Below are 14,820 nucleotides of genomic sequence, written 5' to 3' on the forward strand. Positions count from 1 at the left end.
ACTTGACGGCATGCCCGAACCGAAAGCCGCCTCCTTCCCGAAGATCCGTGGGGCGCTGAAGTTCTACCAGATCGCGTCGATCATCACGGGTGTCATGCTGCTGCTGCTGCTGGCGGAGATGATCCTGAAGTACAGCCCGACGCACGTCGAGCTGTTCGCCGGCGGTTCGGGCGGATTGCTCTGGTTCGCGCCGGTCATCGTCGGCGACGGTTGCCAGTGGTTCTCGCTCTTCGTGCCGGGCGGCATGGGGTGCGACCTCGTCTCCGCGGGCGACGGCACGAACCTGTCGTTGTTCATCCTCGTGGCGCACGGCTGGTTCTACGTCGTGTACCTCTTCTCGGTCTTCCGCCTGTGGAGCCTGATGCGCTGGCCGTTCAGCCGCTTCATCACGCTCGCCCTCGGCGGCGTCATCCCCGCGCTCTCCTTCATCATGGAGGCCAAGGTCTCTCGTGAGGTCAAGGCGTACCTCGCATCACGTGAGGCGGCCGTCGCCGCCGAAGCATCAGAAAACCAGGAGGCAGCGCGATGAGCGCCGACACCGCACAGCGTCCCGTCCTCGTCGTTGACTTCGGCGCGCAATACGCACAGCTCATCGCGCGTCGCGTGCGCGAGGCCGGCGTGTACAGCGAGATCGTGCCGCACACGGTCAGTGCCGCAGACATCGCCGAGAAGAACCCCGTCGCGCTCATCCTCTCCGGCGGTCCATCGTCGGTCTACGAGGAGGGCGCCCCTGCGCTCGACGGCGACATCTTCGATCTCGGCGTCCCGACGCTCGGTATCTGCTACGGCTTCCAGGTGATGGCCCGCGCCCTCGGCGGCGAGGTCGCGAACACCGGACTCCGCGAGTACGGGGCGACGGATGCCGCGCTCACGGGCGACGGCGGCGTGCTGCTCGGCGGGCAGCCGGACACCCAGAACGTGTGGATGAGCCACGGCGATCAGGTCGCCCGCGCACCCGAGGGCTTCGATGTCCTCGCATCCACCGCCGACACCCCCGTCGCCGCCTTCGGCAGCGCCGAGAAGCGCTTCTACGGCGTGCAGTGGCACCCAGAGGTCAAGCACTCCGATCACGGCCAGGAGGTCATCGAGAACTTCCTCCACAAGGCAGCGGGACTCGCATCCGACTGGAACAGCGGCAACGTCATCGAAGAGCAGGTCGCCCGCATCCGCGAGCAGGTCGGCTCCGCCCGCGTCATCTCCGCCCTTTCCGGCGGCGTCGATTCTGCCGTGTCCACGGCGCTCGTCCACAAGGCCATCGGCGACCAGCTCACCGCGGTCTTCGTCGACCACGGCCTTCTCCGCAAGGGAGAGCGCGAGCAGGTCGAGCAGGACTACGTCGCCTCGACCGGTGTGCGACTGATCACGGTGGATGCCGCCGACACGTTCCTCGGGCACCTCAAGGGCGTCAGCGATCCGGAGCAGAAGCGCAAGATCATCGGTCGCGAGTTCATCCGCGCATTCGAGAAGGTGCAGCTCGACCTGGTCGCCGAGGCCAAGGCAGAGGGCGAGCCGATCAAGTTCCTCGTGCAGGGCACACTGTACCCCGACGTCGTCGAATCCGGCGGCGGCACCGGCACCGCGAACATCAAGTCGCACCACAACGTCGGCGGGCTGCCGGAAGACCTCGACTTCGAGCTCATCGAGCCGCTGCGCACCCTGTTCAAGGACGAGGTGCGTCAGATCGGGCGCGACCTCGGTCTCCCAGAGGCGATCGTCGGCCGCCAGCCCTTTCCGGGGCCGGGCCTCGGAATCCGCATCGTGGGTGAGGTCACCGCTGACCGTCTCGAGATTCTGCGTGAGGCCGACGCCATCGCCCGCGAAGAGCTGACCAGGGCCGGTCTCGACGGTGAGATCTGGCAGTGCCCCGTCGTGCTGCTCGCCGACGTGCGCTCGGTCGGCGTGCAGGGCGACGGCCGCACCTACGGGCACCCGATCGTGCTGCGCCCCGTCTCGAGCGAAGACGCGATGACCGCCGACTGGACCCGTCTTCCGTACGACGTGCTGTCGAAGATCTCGAACCGGATCACCAACAGCGTGCGCGACGTGAACCGAGTGGTGCTGGATGTCACGTCCAAGCCCCCGGGAACCATCGAGTGGGAGTGACGTGGGCGGGATCTCGCTAGATTCCGCACTGCCGGATGCTGAGTACCTCGTGCTCTCCAGCCGGCTCGTCCCCGATCTCGACGGGGGCTACACGATCGCGACGCTGTCGCGCGCGAAGCAGCTCGCCGCGGCCGGCGTCGCCGACGGTCGAGGACCCCTGCTGCTGACTTTCGATCCGGCGGATGCCACGGCCCATGCCGCGCATCGGGCGACGTTCGCACGGCGCGGTGCGATCGTGGATCCTGCACGCATGCGCAACCTGTTCGACGAGGCCGCATTCCCCGGCGGTGGTGCGGCCGCGTGGCTGCACGACGCGGCATCCGCAGACCTGTCGACGCCAGCGCCCGATCGCGAGTACCGGGTGCTTCGCGACGAGGAGGACCGCCCGTTCGCCGCGTTGCCCGTGATCCCGGGGAACCCTGATTGGCACCTCACGGAGGAGCCGGTGCTCGTGTACGACGCGACAGCACAGGTGATCGGCGGGGTGGCAGGGTTCCGGGCTCTGTACGCCGCATGGCTCCAGCACATCACGGCCGCCATCACCGACAAGCAGATCGTCGTGATCTGCGAGTCACGCCAGCTGGGCGAGCTCATCGCCGACTGGGATCACCCGCGCGTGCGCATCATCCACACGATCCACACCATGCACCTCGAGGCGCCGTACACACCGGATGCCGCGCTCAACGCCCTGTGGACGCGCTGGTTCGCGCTGGCGGATCACTTCGATGCCGTGGCATGGCCGACGAGGACGCAGCGTGACGATGTCGTCGCCCGGTTCGGCGACGCCACTCGCCATGTCGTGATCCCGAACGGGGCCCCCGATTCCGCAACGCGTGCGGCAACCGTGCTCGAGCGCGAACCCGGTCTCGTCGTCGTGCTCGGCCGCCTCGCGCCAGGCAAGCGCATCGACCATTCGATCCGCGCGTTCGTCGCCGCGGACGTCCCCGGATCCCGGATGGAGATCTGGGGCGGGGGAGCGGAGCACGACGCGCTGCAGACGCTGATCGACGACCTCGGCGTCGGTTCGCGGGTCATGCTCGCCGGACATACGGATTCCCCGGGGCGGGTGCTCGAGCGGGCATCGGTCGTGGTGACGTCCACGGCGTTCGAGGGCCAAGGGCTGTCGATCCTCGAGGCGCTGCTGCACGATGTGCCTGTCGTCTCGTACGACGTGCGCTACGGGCCTGGTGACCTGCTCGCCGGCGGCGGTGGGATCCTCGTACCCGACAGTGACGAGGCGGCGCTCGCCGACGCGCTGCGCCGAGTTCTCACCGATCCTGAGCTGCATGCGCGCCTGGTGGCGGAAGCACCGGTCGCGGCATCCGCGTGGAGCGCCGAGCGCGCGATCGATGCGTTCGCGGCGACGGTGCGCGAGGTTCTGACGGCGCCGTCCCGCCGCTGATCCAGATTTTTTTCTTCACGATGTCGATTCGGGTCTTTCCCGTTCGACGTCTTAGTGAGAGGGTCGAGAACGATCCCCCCGGACCAAGGAGAAAATCATGAAGTTCATGCTGATCATGCGCGCGGACGACTCGGGTGTCGATGCATACAAGGACATCCCGTTCGAGCAGATCATCGAGGCGATGGGCAAGTACAACGAGTCCATGATGAAGGCGGGGGTGCTGCTCGCCGGTGAGGGCCTGACAGACGCCGCAGAGGGCTTCGTCGTCGACTTCTCGGCGGAGGCGCCGCTGGTCACAGACGGCCCTTACGGTGAGACCAAGGAGCTGTTCAACGGCTTCTGGATCATCGAGGTCTCCACGCGCGAGGAGGCAGCGGAGTGGGCGAAGCGCGCGCCCCTCGGCCCCGGCGCGTTCCTCGAGGTGCGTCGTGTCACCGAGATGGAGGACTTCCCCGCCGACAACGAGTGGATCCAGAAGGAAGAGGGCTGGCGCGACGAGCAGGCGCAGCGCGCCCAGCAGTGAGCCCGCAGCCCGACGAGATGACCGACCTCGATCCGCACGGCGAGACGGAGCGCTCCACCAGCAGCGTGGAGCGCTCCGTCGCCGCGGTGTGGCGCATCGAATCCGCGAAGATCGTCGCCACGCTCACACGGATGGTCGGTGATTTCGGTCATGCCGAAGACCTCGCCCAGGAGGCGCTCCTCGACGCGTTGACGCAGTGGCCGTCCGAGGGCGTACCGCGAAACCCCGCCGCATGGCTCACAGCCGTGGCGAAGCGCAAGGCGATCGACGGCTGGCGCCGCCAGGAGCGGCTCGACGACAGGATCGCTGTGATCGCCCATGATCTCGAGCGGGAGCAGGCTGATGCCGCTGATGCCGACCCCTGGGATCCGGATGAGATCGACGACGACGTGCTGCGCCTCGTCTTCGTTTCGTGCCACCCCGTGCTCTCGCGAGAGGCGCGGGTCGCGCTGACACTGCGGGTGGTCGCGGGGCTGTCGACCGAGCAGATCGCTCGGGCGTTCCTAGTGCCGGTCGCCACGGTCCAGCAGCGCATCGTGCGCGCGAAGAAGACGCTGGCGGCGGCGAACGTGCCCTTCGAGGTGCCGCCGCGCGACGAGTACGCGGAGCGACTGAGTGCGATCTTCGGTGTGCTCTACCTGATCTTCAACGAAGCCCATGCCGCGAGCAGCGGCTCCGACTGGATGCGCCCCGAGCTCGGCGAAGAGGCCATCCGTCTGACACGCGTGCTCACCGCGCTCGTGCCCGAGCAGCGCGACGCCCACAGTCTGCTCGCGCTGATGGAGCTCACGGCTGCACGATTTCCCGCACGGGTCGATGCCAACGGGGAACCGGTGCTGCTGGCGGATCAGGACCGGTCACGATGGGACAGGAGCCGTATCACCCGCGGGCGTGCCGCGCTCGCCGCGGCCGACCGCCTGGGCGGAGGACGCACGGCCTACGGGTTGCAGGCGGCGATCGCGGAATGCCATGCGGTCGCGGCATCCGTCGAAGACACCGACTGGGAGCGCATCGTGGTGCTCTACGAGGCGCTGGGGCGCATCGCGCCGTCGCCCGTCATCGAGCTGAACAGGGCTGCGGCCGTGGCGATGGCCACCGGTCCGTCATCCGCTCTCCGCATCATCGACCAGCTCGCGGCATCCGACGCTCTGAAGGGCTACCATCTGCTTCCGGCGACCAGGGGGGAGATGCTGCTGCGCCTCGGACGCAGAGAAGAGGCCCGTTCCGAATTCGCCACCGCCGCGAGACTCGCGGGGAACGAAAGGGAACGGGCCCTCCTGGAGGCGAAAGCCTCCGAGTAGTCGGATCTAGTCGCGGACCTTGTCTCCGCGGCCGACGATCAGACCGTAGATCAGCAGCACGATGATCGCGCCACCGATCGCGAGAGCCCACGTGGAGAGGCTCCAGAACTCGTTGAGACCGACACCGAAGAGCATTCCGCCGATCCAGCCGCCGAGGACGGCTCCGACGACGCCGAGGATGAGAGTGACGATCCAGCCGCCACCCTGCTTACCAGGCAGGATCAGTTTTGCGATCGCTCCGGCGATCAATCCGAGGATAAGAAATGCGAGGAAACCCATGATGTAAATCCCCTTTCTGTAGCGGTGAGCCAACTATGCTCCCCACTTTGCACAAAAGCCACCCCCTTGCGCGCGTGTCGAGAATATGGGAAAAGGCCCCAACTCCGAAGAGCTGGGGCCTTTCCGCAGACCATTTCGCGGTCAGTTGCTGCCGCGGGCGATCGCGATGATGCGCAGGATCTCGATGTAGAGCCAGACAACGGTGACCATGATGCCGAAGCCGCCGACCCAGCCGTAGACGCGGGGTGCGCCGTTGCGCACGCCCTGCTGGATCTGGTCGAAGTCGAGCACCAGCGAGTACGCCGCCATGAAGACGACCAGCACGCCGATGATGACGCCGAGCGGGATGCCCATGATCTCGACGCTGCGAAGGCCGAATGCGTTGTCGTTGATGCCGGTCCACATGAGCACGAGGTTCAGCAGCGAGAAGACCAGGTAGCCGACCATGGCGATCATGAAGATCTTCGTCATCTTGGCGGACGCGCGGATCTTGCCGCTGGCGAAGAGCGCCAGGGTCACGCCGACGACGGCGACCGTCGCCAGCGTCGCCTGCACGACGATGCCGGGGTAGAGGAGTTCGAAGAACGCCGAGATGCCTCCGACGAACACGCCCTCGAACGCGGCGTAGGCGAAGATCAGCGCGGGGCGCACCTTCTTACGGGACGTGAAGGTGATGATCATCGCGAGGACGAAGCCGCCGAGTGCACCGACGATCATCGGGAGCATCGACACGCCGGCCCGCGGGTCGACGCTCACGCCGCCCAGCGTCCACACCCAGCCGACGACCGCGGTGACGAGCAGGATCGCGAACAGTCCGGCGGTCTTCCAGACCGTGTCCTCGACGCTCATGCGGTCGGTCTCGATGGCGCCTGCCGGCGGGGCGGCGTACATGCCCTCGAGCTGCGCGTTGGCTGCGGCATCCATCCCCGCGTGCGCGAGCGATGCGGTCTGCGCGGACTGGCCGGCAGCACCGGGGTACGTGGCGACGTTCCGAGGATCCTGCTTCTGGAATGCCGGGTTGTTGAATGCGAAATTGCTCATGGTGGGCCTCACTCCGAGTGGGTCTTAAGGTCGCTTTCCTCAACGATACCCGGGCTTTGTGATGTATGGGGTGTTCTACGCTGAGAGCATGCCCAGGAGGTCTCCACTCGTCATCGGTCATCGTGGCGCCCCTGGCTACCGCCCTGAGCACAGCAGGTCCTCGTACGAGCTCGCGCTCGCCATGGGCGTCGACGCCGTCGAACCCGACATCGTCGCGACCAAGGACGGCGTGCTGGTCGTGCGCCATGAGAACGAGATCTCCGGCACGACCGATGTGGCGGAGCATCCGGAGTTCGCCGACCGCAAGACGACCAAGCGCGTCGACGGGCAGGCGCTGACGGGCTGGTTCACCGAGGACTTCACCTGGGACGAGATCGCCACTTTGCGCACCACCGAGCGGATTCCTGCGGTGCGTGCGGCGAGTGCGACCTTCGACGGCGGACAGGGCGTGCTGCGGCTCATCGACCTGCTCGACATCGTGCGTGAGGGTTCCGCCGAGCACGGCCGCGAGATCGGCGTTGTGCTCGAGATCAAGCACGCCACCTACTTCGAGAGCATCGGTCTGGATCTGGTTCCGATGATCATCCACGACCTCCGAGAGGCGGGGTGGGCCGATGGAGAGCTTCCCCTGATCATCGAGGCTTTCGAATCGACGGTGCTCGCCCGTCTGCGCGCGCACGGCATCCCCGCCTCGTACGTCTACCTCATCGAGGCATCCGGTCGCCCGTACGACCAGCTCGTCGCACACGGCAAAGCCGCCGCGACGTACAAGGCCACGGTCACACCGCACGGGCTGGACGCCCTGGTCGGCGAGGTCGACGGCATCAGCGTGAACAAGCGGATGCTGCTCGCCAAAGGCAGCACGATCGTCGCCGACGCGCACGCCAGGGGCCTGAAGGTCTACACCTGGACGGCGCGGCCGGAGAACGCGTTCCTCGCGGCGGAGTTCCGCGGCGAGGGAGGCAAGGCGGCATTCGGCGACTACGAGTCGGAGTGGGCTGTGCTCGCCGACACCGGGATCGACGGGGTCTTCGTCGACCACCCCGACCTCGGCATCGCGTTCTTCCGCGGCTGACGCCGTCCGGGCGCGCGCATCGAAGCGCCCGCCGGACATGGCCCGTTCACTCGGTGTACACGTTCCCGACTCAGAAATTTAAGCGCGACTCGATGGTCTGATCCCATCCCGTTCCTCTTCTGACCCTGGAGTCACATGTCTCGCCTGCAACGCGGGCTCGCGACGACGGCGGTGTGCGCGATGAGCGCCACTCTGCTGCTCGCAGTCCCCACCTCCGCCCTCGGCGCCGAGGCGCCGCTCGGTGTCCGGATCAACGAAGTCGTCTCCAACGGCGGCAGCCCCGACGATTGGATCGAGTTCTACAACCACTCCGACGCCGACGTCGACCTGAGCGGCTACGTCGTCCAGGACAACAGCGACAAGAACCCGTACACGTTCCCCGAGGGCACGGTCGTCGCGCCGGGTGCGTACCTCGTGCTCGACACCCTGTCCGACGCGGGCGAAGGCGACTTCGACTTCGGGCTCGGCAAGGGCGACAGCGTGCGCGTGTTCGCGCCGGGAGATGCCAATGGGGCTGAGCCGCTGCTGCAGACGACCTGGCCCGATGGCACGCACGCCGTGCCGAGCTGGGGCGCGCAGGAAGTGGACGGCGAGCTGGTCTGGAGCATCACGGGTGCCTCGACCAAGGGCGCGGAGAACACGTTCGAGGTGATCCCGGAGGAGCCGGAGGAGCCCGTGGAGCCGGTGGCCGGTTCGATCTTCATCAACGAGGTCGATTCGCAGCCCGCCGACTGGGTGGAGTTCTACAACCCCGGTGACGCGGCGTTCGACGTCTCCGGGTACGAGATCCGCGACAACTCCGATGACCACCGCTGGCAGTTCGCGCCGGGCACCTCGATCCCCGCGGGCGGATTCCTGCTCGTGGAAGAGGGAACGGTCGGCATCGTCGACGGCGTCGAGACGGCGTTCCGCGACCCGATCGGGATCGGCTCAGCCGACCGCATCCGTCTCTTCGACACCTCGGGTGCGTTGATCGACGACACCCTTCCGTGGGAGGGGCACGCCGCGATCGACGGCGACTTCGCCGCCGCGACACTCGCCCGCTGCATCGACGGCGAGGGAGCCTTTGCGCTCGCGACGCCGACACCGGGCGCGCCGAACACATGCGTCACCCCTGCCGTCGTGATCAACGAGATCGAGTCGAACGGCGATGCCACCGACTGGGTCGAGGTGCACAACACCGGAGCATCCGCCGTGGACATCTCCGGTTGGAGCGTGATGGACGACAAGCCCGTCGACCACGCGGCCGAGACCACGCCGCTTCCCGCGGGCACCGTGCTCGCCGCAGGCGGATACTTCGTGTTCGATCAGCCGGCCGACTTCGTGTTCGGCCTCGGCGGCGGCGACACCGTCACGGTGCGTGACGCGAACGGCAAGACGGTCGCCGAGCACATCTACGCCGACCACGCGAAGGGCGTCTGGGCGCGCTGCGGCGACGAGTTCGTCGATGTCGCCGTCTCGACCAAGGGCGCGGTCAACGACTGCGAAGGCGGCGCTGAGCCCGAGCCGCAGCCGGAGCTCGCTCCGTGGCCCGGATCCGCTGATGTGCGCGTTCTCGACTCCGCGCCGATGTTCCTCGAGGACAGCTCGGGACTCGACGTGCAGGAGACCGCCGACGGAACGTTCCTCTGGGCCGTGGACAACGGCGAAGGCCGCATCTGGAAGCTGAAGGCCGCGGCTGACGGTTCGGTGTCGATGGTCGACGGCTGGGCCGATGGCAAGCGCGTGCGCTTCCAGAAGGACGCTGCCGATCCCGGTGCTGCCGGCCCGGACACCGAAGGCATCACCACCGATGCCGACGGCCTGGTGTACGTGGCATCCGAGCGCGACAACAGCGCCAAGGGCGTCAACCAGAACACGATCCTGCAGGTCGACCCGGAGGATCCGGGCGCTGACCTCGTCGCACTCACCGAGTGGGACCTCACTGCGCTGCTCCCGGCCGTCGGTGCGAACCTCGGCATCGAGGCGGTCGAGTGGGTGCCGGATGCCGCGCTCACCGGCACGCTCTTCGATGACAAGGCGCAGGCCGCCTACGACCCCGCGGCGTACGCCGGCAAGAACGACGGACTCTTCTTCGTCGCTGTCGAGGACAACGGCGGGGTGTACGCGTTCGCGCTGACCGCCGACGGATCGGCACAGCTCGTCTCGACGATCGATCCCGGCCTTGCGGGCGTCATGGCGCTGGACTACGACACGGTGCTCGGAGTGCTGTGGGCCGTATGCGACGACGGATGCCACGGAGCGTCGGCGCAGATCACCCTCAACGGCACGGCGGAGCCGGGCATCGCGCACTTCGCACGAGCTGCAGGCCTGCCTGACATCAACAACGAGGGCTTCGCCACGGCGCCGGCCTCGCTCGCGTCGAACGGTCAGCGTCCGGTGTGGTGGTTCGCCGACGGCTTCGCCTCCGAGGCGCTGCGCACGAGCACGCTGCCGGCCGGCGGCGGCGAGGGCCCCGGTGAAGGTCCTGGCGAGGGTCCGGGCGAGGGTCCGGGCGAGGGTCCGGGCGAGGGTGGAAACCAGCCCGGTCCTTCGATCGAGCCGCTGCCGGGCGATGCGATCGTGGAGGGCAACCGTGGGGGAGCGACGGTCGACAAGACGTCGGTCGCACCCGGTGAGCAGGTGACGATCACGGTCGCGCAGCACGCCGGCACCGACGTCGAGGTGTGGATGTACTCAGATCCGACGTTCCTCGCAGACGGCACGCTGAACGCCGCGGGAGCGATCACTGTCACGATCCCGAAGGACGCCGCAGCAGGTGCCCACCGTCTCGCGGTCTACTCCGCGGACGGTGAGCTGCTGGGCTGGGTGAACATCCAGGTCACGGCCTCGGGTGGCGGTCTCGCGGCCACGGGTTCCGAACTCCCGGCGGGCGCACTCGTGCTCGCACTGGGACTCCTGTTCGCCGGTGCGATCGCAGTGACCCTGCGCCGCCGGCGGCAGACGGCCTAGCCGAAGAACACTGAGGGCGCGTGGAGCCGATCGCTCCACGCGCCCTCAGCGCTTTCGCGCGCGCGGTCAGCGCTTCGAATCGAACGGGCCTCTCCGCGTCGAGACGATGTCCTTACCGAGCGGCATGAGCGAGATCGGCACCATCTTGAAGTCGGCGATGCCCATCGGGATGCCGATGATCGTCACGCACAGGGCGATGCCGGAGACGATGTGCCCGATCGCGAGCCACCATCCGGCCAGGACGACCCACACGACGTTGCCGAGGAAGGCTCCGACCCCGCCTCTGGGCTTCTCGATGATCTGCCGCCCGAACGGCCAGAGGGCGTAGCCCGCGATGCGGAACGAGGCGATCCCCCAGGGGATCGTGACGATCAGGATGCACAGGATGATGCCCGCGAGCGTGTAGCCCAGGAACAGCCACAATCCGGACAGGACCAGCCAGATGACGTTGAGGATCGTGCGCATGCACAGATTCTGACACCCGCGGCCGAGAAGGCGCTGGGGGTGTCGGTCAGTCGGATTCGTCTGGCCAGTACCTGGGCGTGCCGTCCTCGTTGTAGCCGAAGCTCAGGCGGGCCGTCGGATGCTCTGTTGCAGGTCGGTCTTCGACCTCGACATTCGTGGCCGTGGTGACGCCGGGGAGCTGGATCTCCGCGATCGTGGCCCAGTCGCCGGGTTCACAGGTGCTGTCCGCGTAGATGGTGGCGGAGTCGAAGAGCTCACCCGGGCTGAAGTCGATGGTGATGCGCTCCACGTGGGCGTCGGGCTTCGCGGCTTGGATGGCAACATTGGGGACCTCACCGGTGTAGGTGCGGGTCTTGATGTCGGTCCACCCGTTCTCATCCAGCCATTCTCCGATGCGGTGCGCGGCCTCGGCGGGTGTGCCGTCGATTCTCCATCCCTCGGGAGTGGTGCGGCCGAAGCGGAAGTCGTAACCGTCATTCCCGCAGGATCGTGGAGTGTCGCCGTATCGTTCGAGGCGCCATTCCCCGTCGAGGATCTGCATCTGCACGTCGGCGACCGCGGCCTTGTACTCGAAGTTCACCGTCCTGGCCCGCTCGAACAGATTCTCATCACTCACAGATTCCCCACATCCACTCAACACCAACAAGGCACCCACGAGGACGGGCATTGCTGCAACGTGCCGGGTCAGCGCACGCATCACTCGGATTCGTCGCTCCAGAATCGGCGTTCGCCGTCCACGGTGTACCCGAAGCTCGGGTCAGCGGTGGGGTGCTCCGTGGTGGGCTGAAGTTCGAGGTTCTTCTCGTCGTTCGGATATCCGGGGCGTCGCAAATCGGAAATTGCTTTCCAATCGCCGGGTTCGCAGGTGCTGTCGGCGTAGATGGTGGCGGAGTCGTAGTGTTCGCCGGGGCTGAAGTCGATGGTGATGCGCTCCACGTGGGCGTCGGGCTTCGCGGCTTGGATGGCAACATTGAGGACCTCACCGGTGTAGGTGCGGGTCTTGATGTCGGTCCACCCGTTCTCATCCAGCCATTCTCCGATGCGGTGCGCGGCCTCGGCGGGTGTGCCGTCGATTCTCCATCCCTCGGGAGTGGTGCGGCCGAAGCGGAAGTCGTAACCGTCATTCCCGCAGGATCGTGGAGTGTCGCCGTATCGTTCGAGGCGCCATTCCCCGTCGAGGATCTGCATCTGCACGTCGGCGACCGCGGCCTTGTACTCGAAGTTCACCGTCCTGGCCCGCTCGAACAGATCCTCATCACTCACAGATTCCCCACATCCACTCAACATGAGCACTGCGCTCATAGATACGGCGATCAGGCTCATCCGGCGACGACGCATCATTGCGCAACCTCCTGGGCGACCGCAGCGTCGACGAGGTCGATGATCGTCTGCTTGAAGGATTGTGACATCGGGTCAAGATACCCGACCGCCTCATCATCCATGACGGGGACGGGGTCGCCGGTCAGCGACGGCTCGAACCCGTCGAACCGGTAGTACCACTCCGTACTGCGCTGCGAGTTGTGGCCCTCGGTGCGCTCTCCATGCTCCCCGGCCCCGTCGCCGTAGCCGGGCACCCACCCGCCGTCGGCGCTGAACACCTCGACGCCATCGATCTCGCGAGGATCGATCGAATGCTCGGATACCGGCCAGCGGCCGATCGGGGCGATGAAGTCGTCTTCCGCATGAGTCGCATGCAGAACCAGAAGGCCATCATCGATCTGGCTGCTCAGCGCTCTGGCTGTGTCGTCGGTGATGCCGGCTGAACCGTAGAGCCAGGCATTCTCGACCAGTCCTGGGTTATCGGCGACCATCTGGGTTCCCGATGTCGTGCCGAGAGAGTGCAGGCCGAGATTGAGCTGCGCGTTCGGATTGTTCGCTTCGAGGCCACGGAGCAACTGCGCCATCCGCTCTGCACCGGCGTCCGGACGCTCGATGTTCCACACATTGCCTGTGTCGCCGGAGTCCCACTCCATGAACAGGACTGTCGCGGTCGTCGTAGACGAGTCGCGCTTTCCGAGTTCGCGATCGAGTTCAGCTTTCAACTCGATGGCGCTGTCTGACCATTCGCCGAGCTGACCCGTGTCTGTGGCGATACCGTGTGTCAGCGTCGTGATCTGATTCGCCGCGTCCACGTCACCGAACCCAACGCTCACCCGCGGACTGCCGTCGTCTGTCTCCAGGAATAGAGATAGCAAGGACATTGGTGGTTCTGGATTCTCAACGGCGCTCTTCAGCAGGGAATCAAGCTCCTCAAGTTGACTCCGCTGCGTCTCGTTCAGATCCCCCGCGAGCAGCTGCCTCAACGTCTCGCGATTGAACTCCGTCTTGTCGGCCGCGCGCAGCCCGTTGAGGTTGCCGATGACGAACGGAGCGAGTGCGAAGAGCTGGGCGAGCGGTCCCGTCTGCCATGCGCCTTCGCCGTCGGATCCGCGAGACGACTGAGCCTCGAGTCCCTCCCACAGTCGGATGGCACGAGCAGGGTCGACGAAGCCGACCGCGCTGGCGAAATCGGGGTGCGATGCGAGCCACGCCTCGGCCTTCGAGCTGTCGGCCGTGCTCAGCCATTCGAGCCGAGCCGCAGACGCGTCGGAGAGCGAGACCTCCAGCTGCTCGGCCAGACCGAGATGCGTGATGGGACCCATCGGATACGAAGACTCCACGACGCCCCAGTACGTCTGCGATATGCGCAACTCCTCGCCCCAAGCCCCGCGCACCTCGTCTCCGCCACTGATCCTCTTCAGTTCGCCGGCGATCGACTCCTCGGCATCATCGATGTCGCGGCGGAATCGCTCGATGTCGGACTGCAGATCGCCGACCGCGCGATCGGCGGCGTCCGCCGCGTGCAGGGCATCCATGCGATCCGCGCGCGCACTCGTCGTCGTCGAAGAATCCTGATCGGCATCGAATGCCGCCCAGTAGGCGGTCTCCGCCGTCTGAGCCTCCGCGTGCGCGTCGGCGTGGTCCTGATTCACCGTGACGTTCCGCGCGGCGAGCTCCTCACGGCGCGCCTTCAGCGACGGAAGGATGTATGTCGCGGCATCCGACAGCACACGGCGGCCTTCGAACATGGCCGTGACGAAATCCTGCATCGATGCCGTCGGCGGGTCGAGCATGATCTGGGCGCCTTCGGCGCCGGTCACGTCGAACACCTCCGGGATGCGCTTCCAGCGTTCCTGGGCGTCGAGCATCGCCGACTGCAGCGTCGTCGCGGCAGTGGTGATCCGGTCCACGAGTGCCTCGACAGCGCCGGCGTCGACCACGTGCGGAAGCGATGGAGAGACGGCCGCCCTCATCGGTATGACCCGTCGGTGACGTAGGCCGCGTAGGGCGCGATTCCCCACGCATCCTCGGCGTGCTTCTCCGCCGTCGAGACGTTGTCCGCCATCTGCTCGTCTCCGGCGACGATCGCGACCGTCGCCTCGCCCACCGCCGCCGCTGAGCCGCTGACCGAATGCATGAGCTTGCCCGGAACGAGCCGGCGCTGCGACATGAACGCTTCCCAGGCGGAGGAGAGCACGGTGCGCCCGTCCGCAGTGAGAGCCGCCCTGCCGTTCGTCGCCGCATCGTCGATGCCGGTGTATGCGCTCTCGAACTGCGGACCCAGGTCGTCTATGCCGGCGAGAACGCCGAGCACGCCGTCCGGATCGACCCGCCACTGTCCCAACGCGACCCCCCGATC

General features: G+C 66.9%; 14 protein-coding genes. 7 read left to right on the plus strand and 7 right to left on the minus strand.

Annotation, left to right across the window (positions count from 1 at the left end):
* The first annotated feature begins 10 nt into the window (after positions 1 to 10).
* The 5 genes from ACYVG2_RS00695 (at position 11) to ACYVG2_RS00715 (ending at position 5,329) form a co-directional block, all read left to right on the plus strand.
* Positions 11 to 529, plus strand: a complete 519-nt coding sequence (locus tag ACYVG2_RS00695; RefSeq protein ID WP_448964146.1) for a DUF3817 domain-containing protein — start codon at positions 11 to 13, stop codon at positions 527 to 529.
* Entirely contained in the window at positions 526 to 2,103 is a 1,578-nt protein-coding gene (gene guaA, locus ACYVG2_RS00700; protein WP_448964145.1) for a glutamine-hydrolyzing GMP synthase, read from the plus strand. The genes ACYVG2_RS00695 and guaA overlap by 4 nt, the downstream gene beginning before the upstream one ends.
* A 1-nt stretch (position 2,104) precedes the next feature.
* Complete coding sequence (locus ACYVG2_RS00705) at positions 2,105 to 3,505, plus strand: glycosyltransferase (protein WP_460779221.1); 1,401 nt, start codon at positions 2,105 to 2,107, stop codon at positions 3,503 to 3,505.
* A 97-nt stretch (positions 3,506 to 3,602) separates the two neighbouring features.
* Positions 3,603 to 4,028 carry a YciI family protein gene (locus ACYVG2_RS00710; RefSeq protein ID WP_460779222.1) on the plus strand — a complete coding sequence of 142 codons (426 nt, stop codon included), beginning with the start codon at positions 3,603 to 3,605 and terminating at the stop codon, positions 4,026 to 4,028.
* A 17-nt stretch (positions 4,029 to 4,045) separates the two neighbouring features.
* The gene (locus ACYVG2_RS00715) at positions 4,046 to 5,329 is read left to right on the plus strand and encodes an RNA polymerase sigma factor (protein ID WP_460779915.1); all 1,284 of its coding nucleotides are present in this window, start codon (positions 4,046 to 4,048) and stop codon (positions 5,327 to 5,329) included.
* A 6-nt stretch (positions 5,330 to 5,335) separates the two neighbouring features.
* On the opposite strand, the gene ACYVG2_RS00720 is transcribed toward ACYVG2_RS00715, so the two are convergent.
* Both ACYVG2_RS00720 and ACYVG2_RS00725 read right to left on the minus strand, forming a co-directional pair.
* Positions 5,336 to 5,608, minus strand: a complete 273-nt coding sequence (locus ACYVG2_RS00720) for a GlsB/YeaQ/YmgE family stress response membrane protein (protein WP_448964142.1) — start codon at positions 5,606 to 5,608, stop codon at positions 5,336 to 5,338.
* A 141-nt stretch (positions 5,609 to 5,749) separates the two neighbouring features.
* On the minus strand, positions 5,750 to 6,649 hold the full coding sequence (locus tag ACYVG2_RS00725; protein WP_448964141.1) for a Bax inhibitor-1/YccA family protein: 900 nt from the start codon (positions 6,647 to 6,649) through the stop codon (positions 5,750 to 5,752).
* Positions 6,650 to 6,737: 88 nt separating this feature from the next.
* On the opposite strand from ACYVG2_RS00725, the gene ACYVG2_RS00730 reads away from it, so the two are divergent.
* The gene (locus tag ACYVG2_RS00730) at positions 6,738 to 7,724 is read left to right on the plus strand and encodes a glycerophosphodiester phosphodiesterase family protein (protein WP_460779223.1); all 987 of its coding nucleotides are present in this window, start codon (positions 6,738 to 6,740) and stop codon (positions 7,722 to 7,724) included.
* A gap of 135 nt (positions 7,725 to 7,859) precedes the next feature.
* Positions 7,860 to 10,676 carry a lamin tail domain-containing protein gene (locus ACYVG2_RS00735; protein WP_460779225.1) on the plus strand — a complete coding sequence of 939 codons (2,817 nt, stop codon included), beginning with the start codon at positions 7,860 to 7,862 and terminating at the stop codon, positions 10,674 to 10,676.
* A gap of 66 nt (positions 10,677 to 10,742) precedes the next feature.
* Here ACYVG2_RS00735 and ACYVG2_RS00740 read toward each other — a convergent pair whose 3' ends face one another.
* From ACYVG2_RS00740 to ACYVG2_RS00760, 5 genes are all read right to left on the minus strand, one after another.
* Positions 10,743 to 11,141, minus strand: coding sequence for a YccF domain-containing protein (locus tag ACYVG2_RS00740; protein ID WP_460779226.1), 399 nt, complete (start codon positions 11,139 to 11,141; stop codon positions 10,743 to 10,745).
* 46 nt (positions 11,142 to 11,187) lie between these two features.
* Positions 11,188 to 11,757, minus strand: coding sequence for a hypothetical protein (locus tag ACYVG2_RS00745; RefSeq protein ID WP_460779227.1), 570 nt, complete (start codon positions 11,755 to 11,757; stop codon positions 11,188 to 11,190).
* An 80-nt stretch (positions 11,758 to 11,837) separates the two neighbouring features.
* Positions 11,838 to 12,404, minus strand: coding sequence for a hypothetical protein (locus ACYVG2_RS00750; protein WP_460779229.1), 567 nt, complete (start codon positions 12,402 to 12,404; stop codon positions 11,838 to 11,840).
* A gap of 74 nt (positions 12,405 to 12,478) precedes the next feature.
* Positions 12,479 to 14,401 carry an alpha/beta hydrolase gene (locus tag ACYVG2_RS00755; protein ID WP_460779230.1) on the minus strand — a complete coding sequence of 641 codons (1,923 nt, stop codon included), beginning with the start codon at positions 14,399 to 14,401 and terminating at the stop codon, positions 12,479 to 12,481.
* A 29-nt stretch (positions 14,402 to 14,430) separates the two neighbouring features.
* Positions 14,431 to 14,805: a DUF6507 family protein gene (locus ACYVG2_RS00760; RefSeq protein WP_460779232.1), complete on the minus strand. Its 375-nt coding sequence runs from the start codon at positions 14,803 to 14,805 to the stop codon at positions 14,431 to 14,433.
* Between the last annotated feature and the right edge of the window lie 15 nt (positions 14,806 to 14,820).

This window comes from Microbacterium shaanxiense (genome assembly GCF_054779995.1).

Excerpts from the sequence above, each read along its gene's own strand:
- guaA (WP_448964145.1), top strand. The coding sequence starts at position 526 with ATGAGCGCCGACACCGCACAGCGTCCCGTCCTCGTCGTTGACTTCGGC.
- ACYVG2_RS00720 (WP_448964142.1), bottom strand. The coding sequence starts at position 5,608 with ATGGGTTTCCTCGCATTTCTTATCCTCGGATTGATCGCCGGAGCGATC.
- ACYVG2_RS00725 (WP_448964141.1), bottom strand. The coding sequence starts at position 6,649 with ATGAGCAATTTCGCATTCAACAACCCGGCATTCCAGAAGCAGGATCCT.
- ACYVG2_RS00730 (WP_460779223.1), top strand. The coding sequence starts at position 6,738 with ATGCCCAGGAGGTCTCCACTCGTCATCGGTCATCGTGGCGCCCCTGGC.
- ACYVG2_RS00735 (WP_460779225.1), top strand. The coding sequence starts at position 7,860 with ATGTCTCGCCTGCAACGCGGGCTCGCGACGACGGCGGTGTGCGCGATG.
- ACYVG2_RS00715 (WP_460779915.1), top strand. The coding sequence starts at position 4,046 with ATGACCGACCTCGATCCGCACGGCGAGACGGAGCGCTCCACCAGCAGC.
- ACYVG2_RS00710 (WP_460779222.1), top strand. The coding sequence starts at position 3,603 with ATGAAGTTCATGCTGATCATGCGCGCGGACGACTCGGGTGTCGATGCA.
- ACYVG2_RS00740 (WP_460779226.1), bottom strand. The coding sequence starts at position 11,141 with ATGCGCACGATCCTCAACGTCATCTGGCTGGTCCTGTCCGGATTGTGG.
- ACYVG2_RS00695 (WP_448964146.1), top strand. The coding sequence starts at position 11 with ATGCCCGAACCGAAAGCCGCCTCCTTCCCGAAGATCCGTGGGGCGCTG.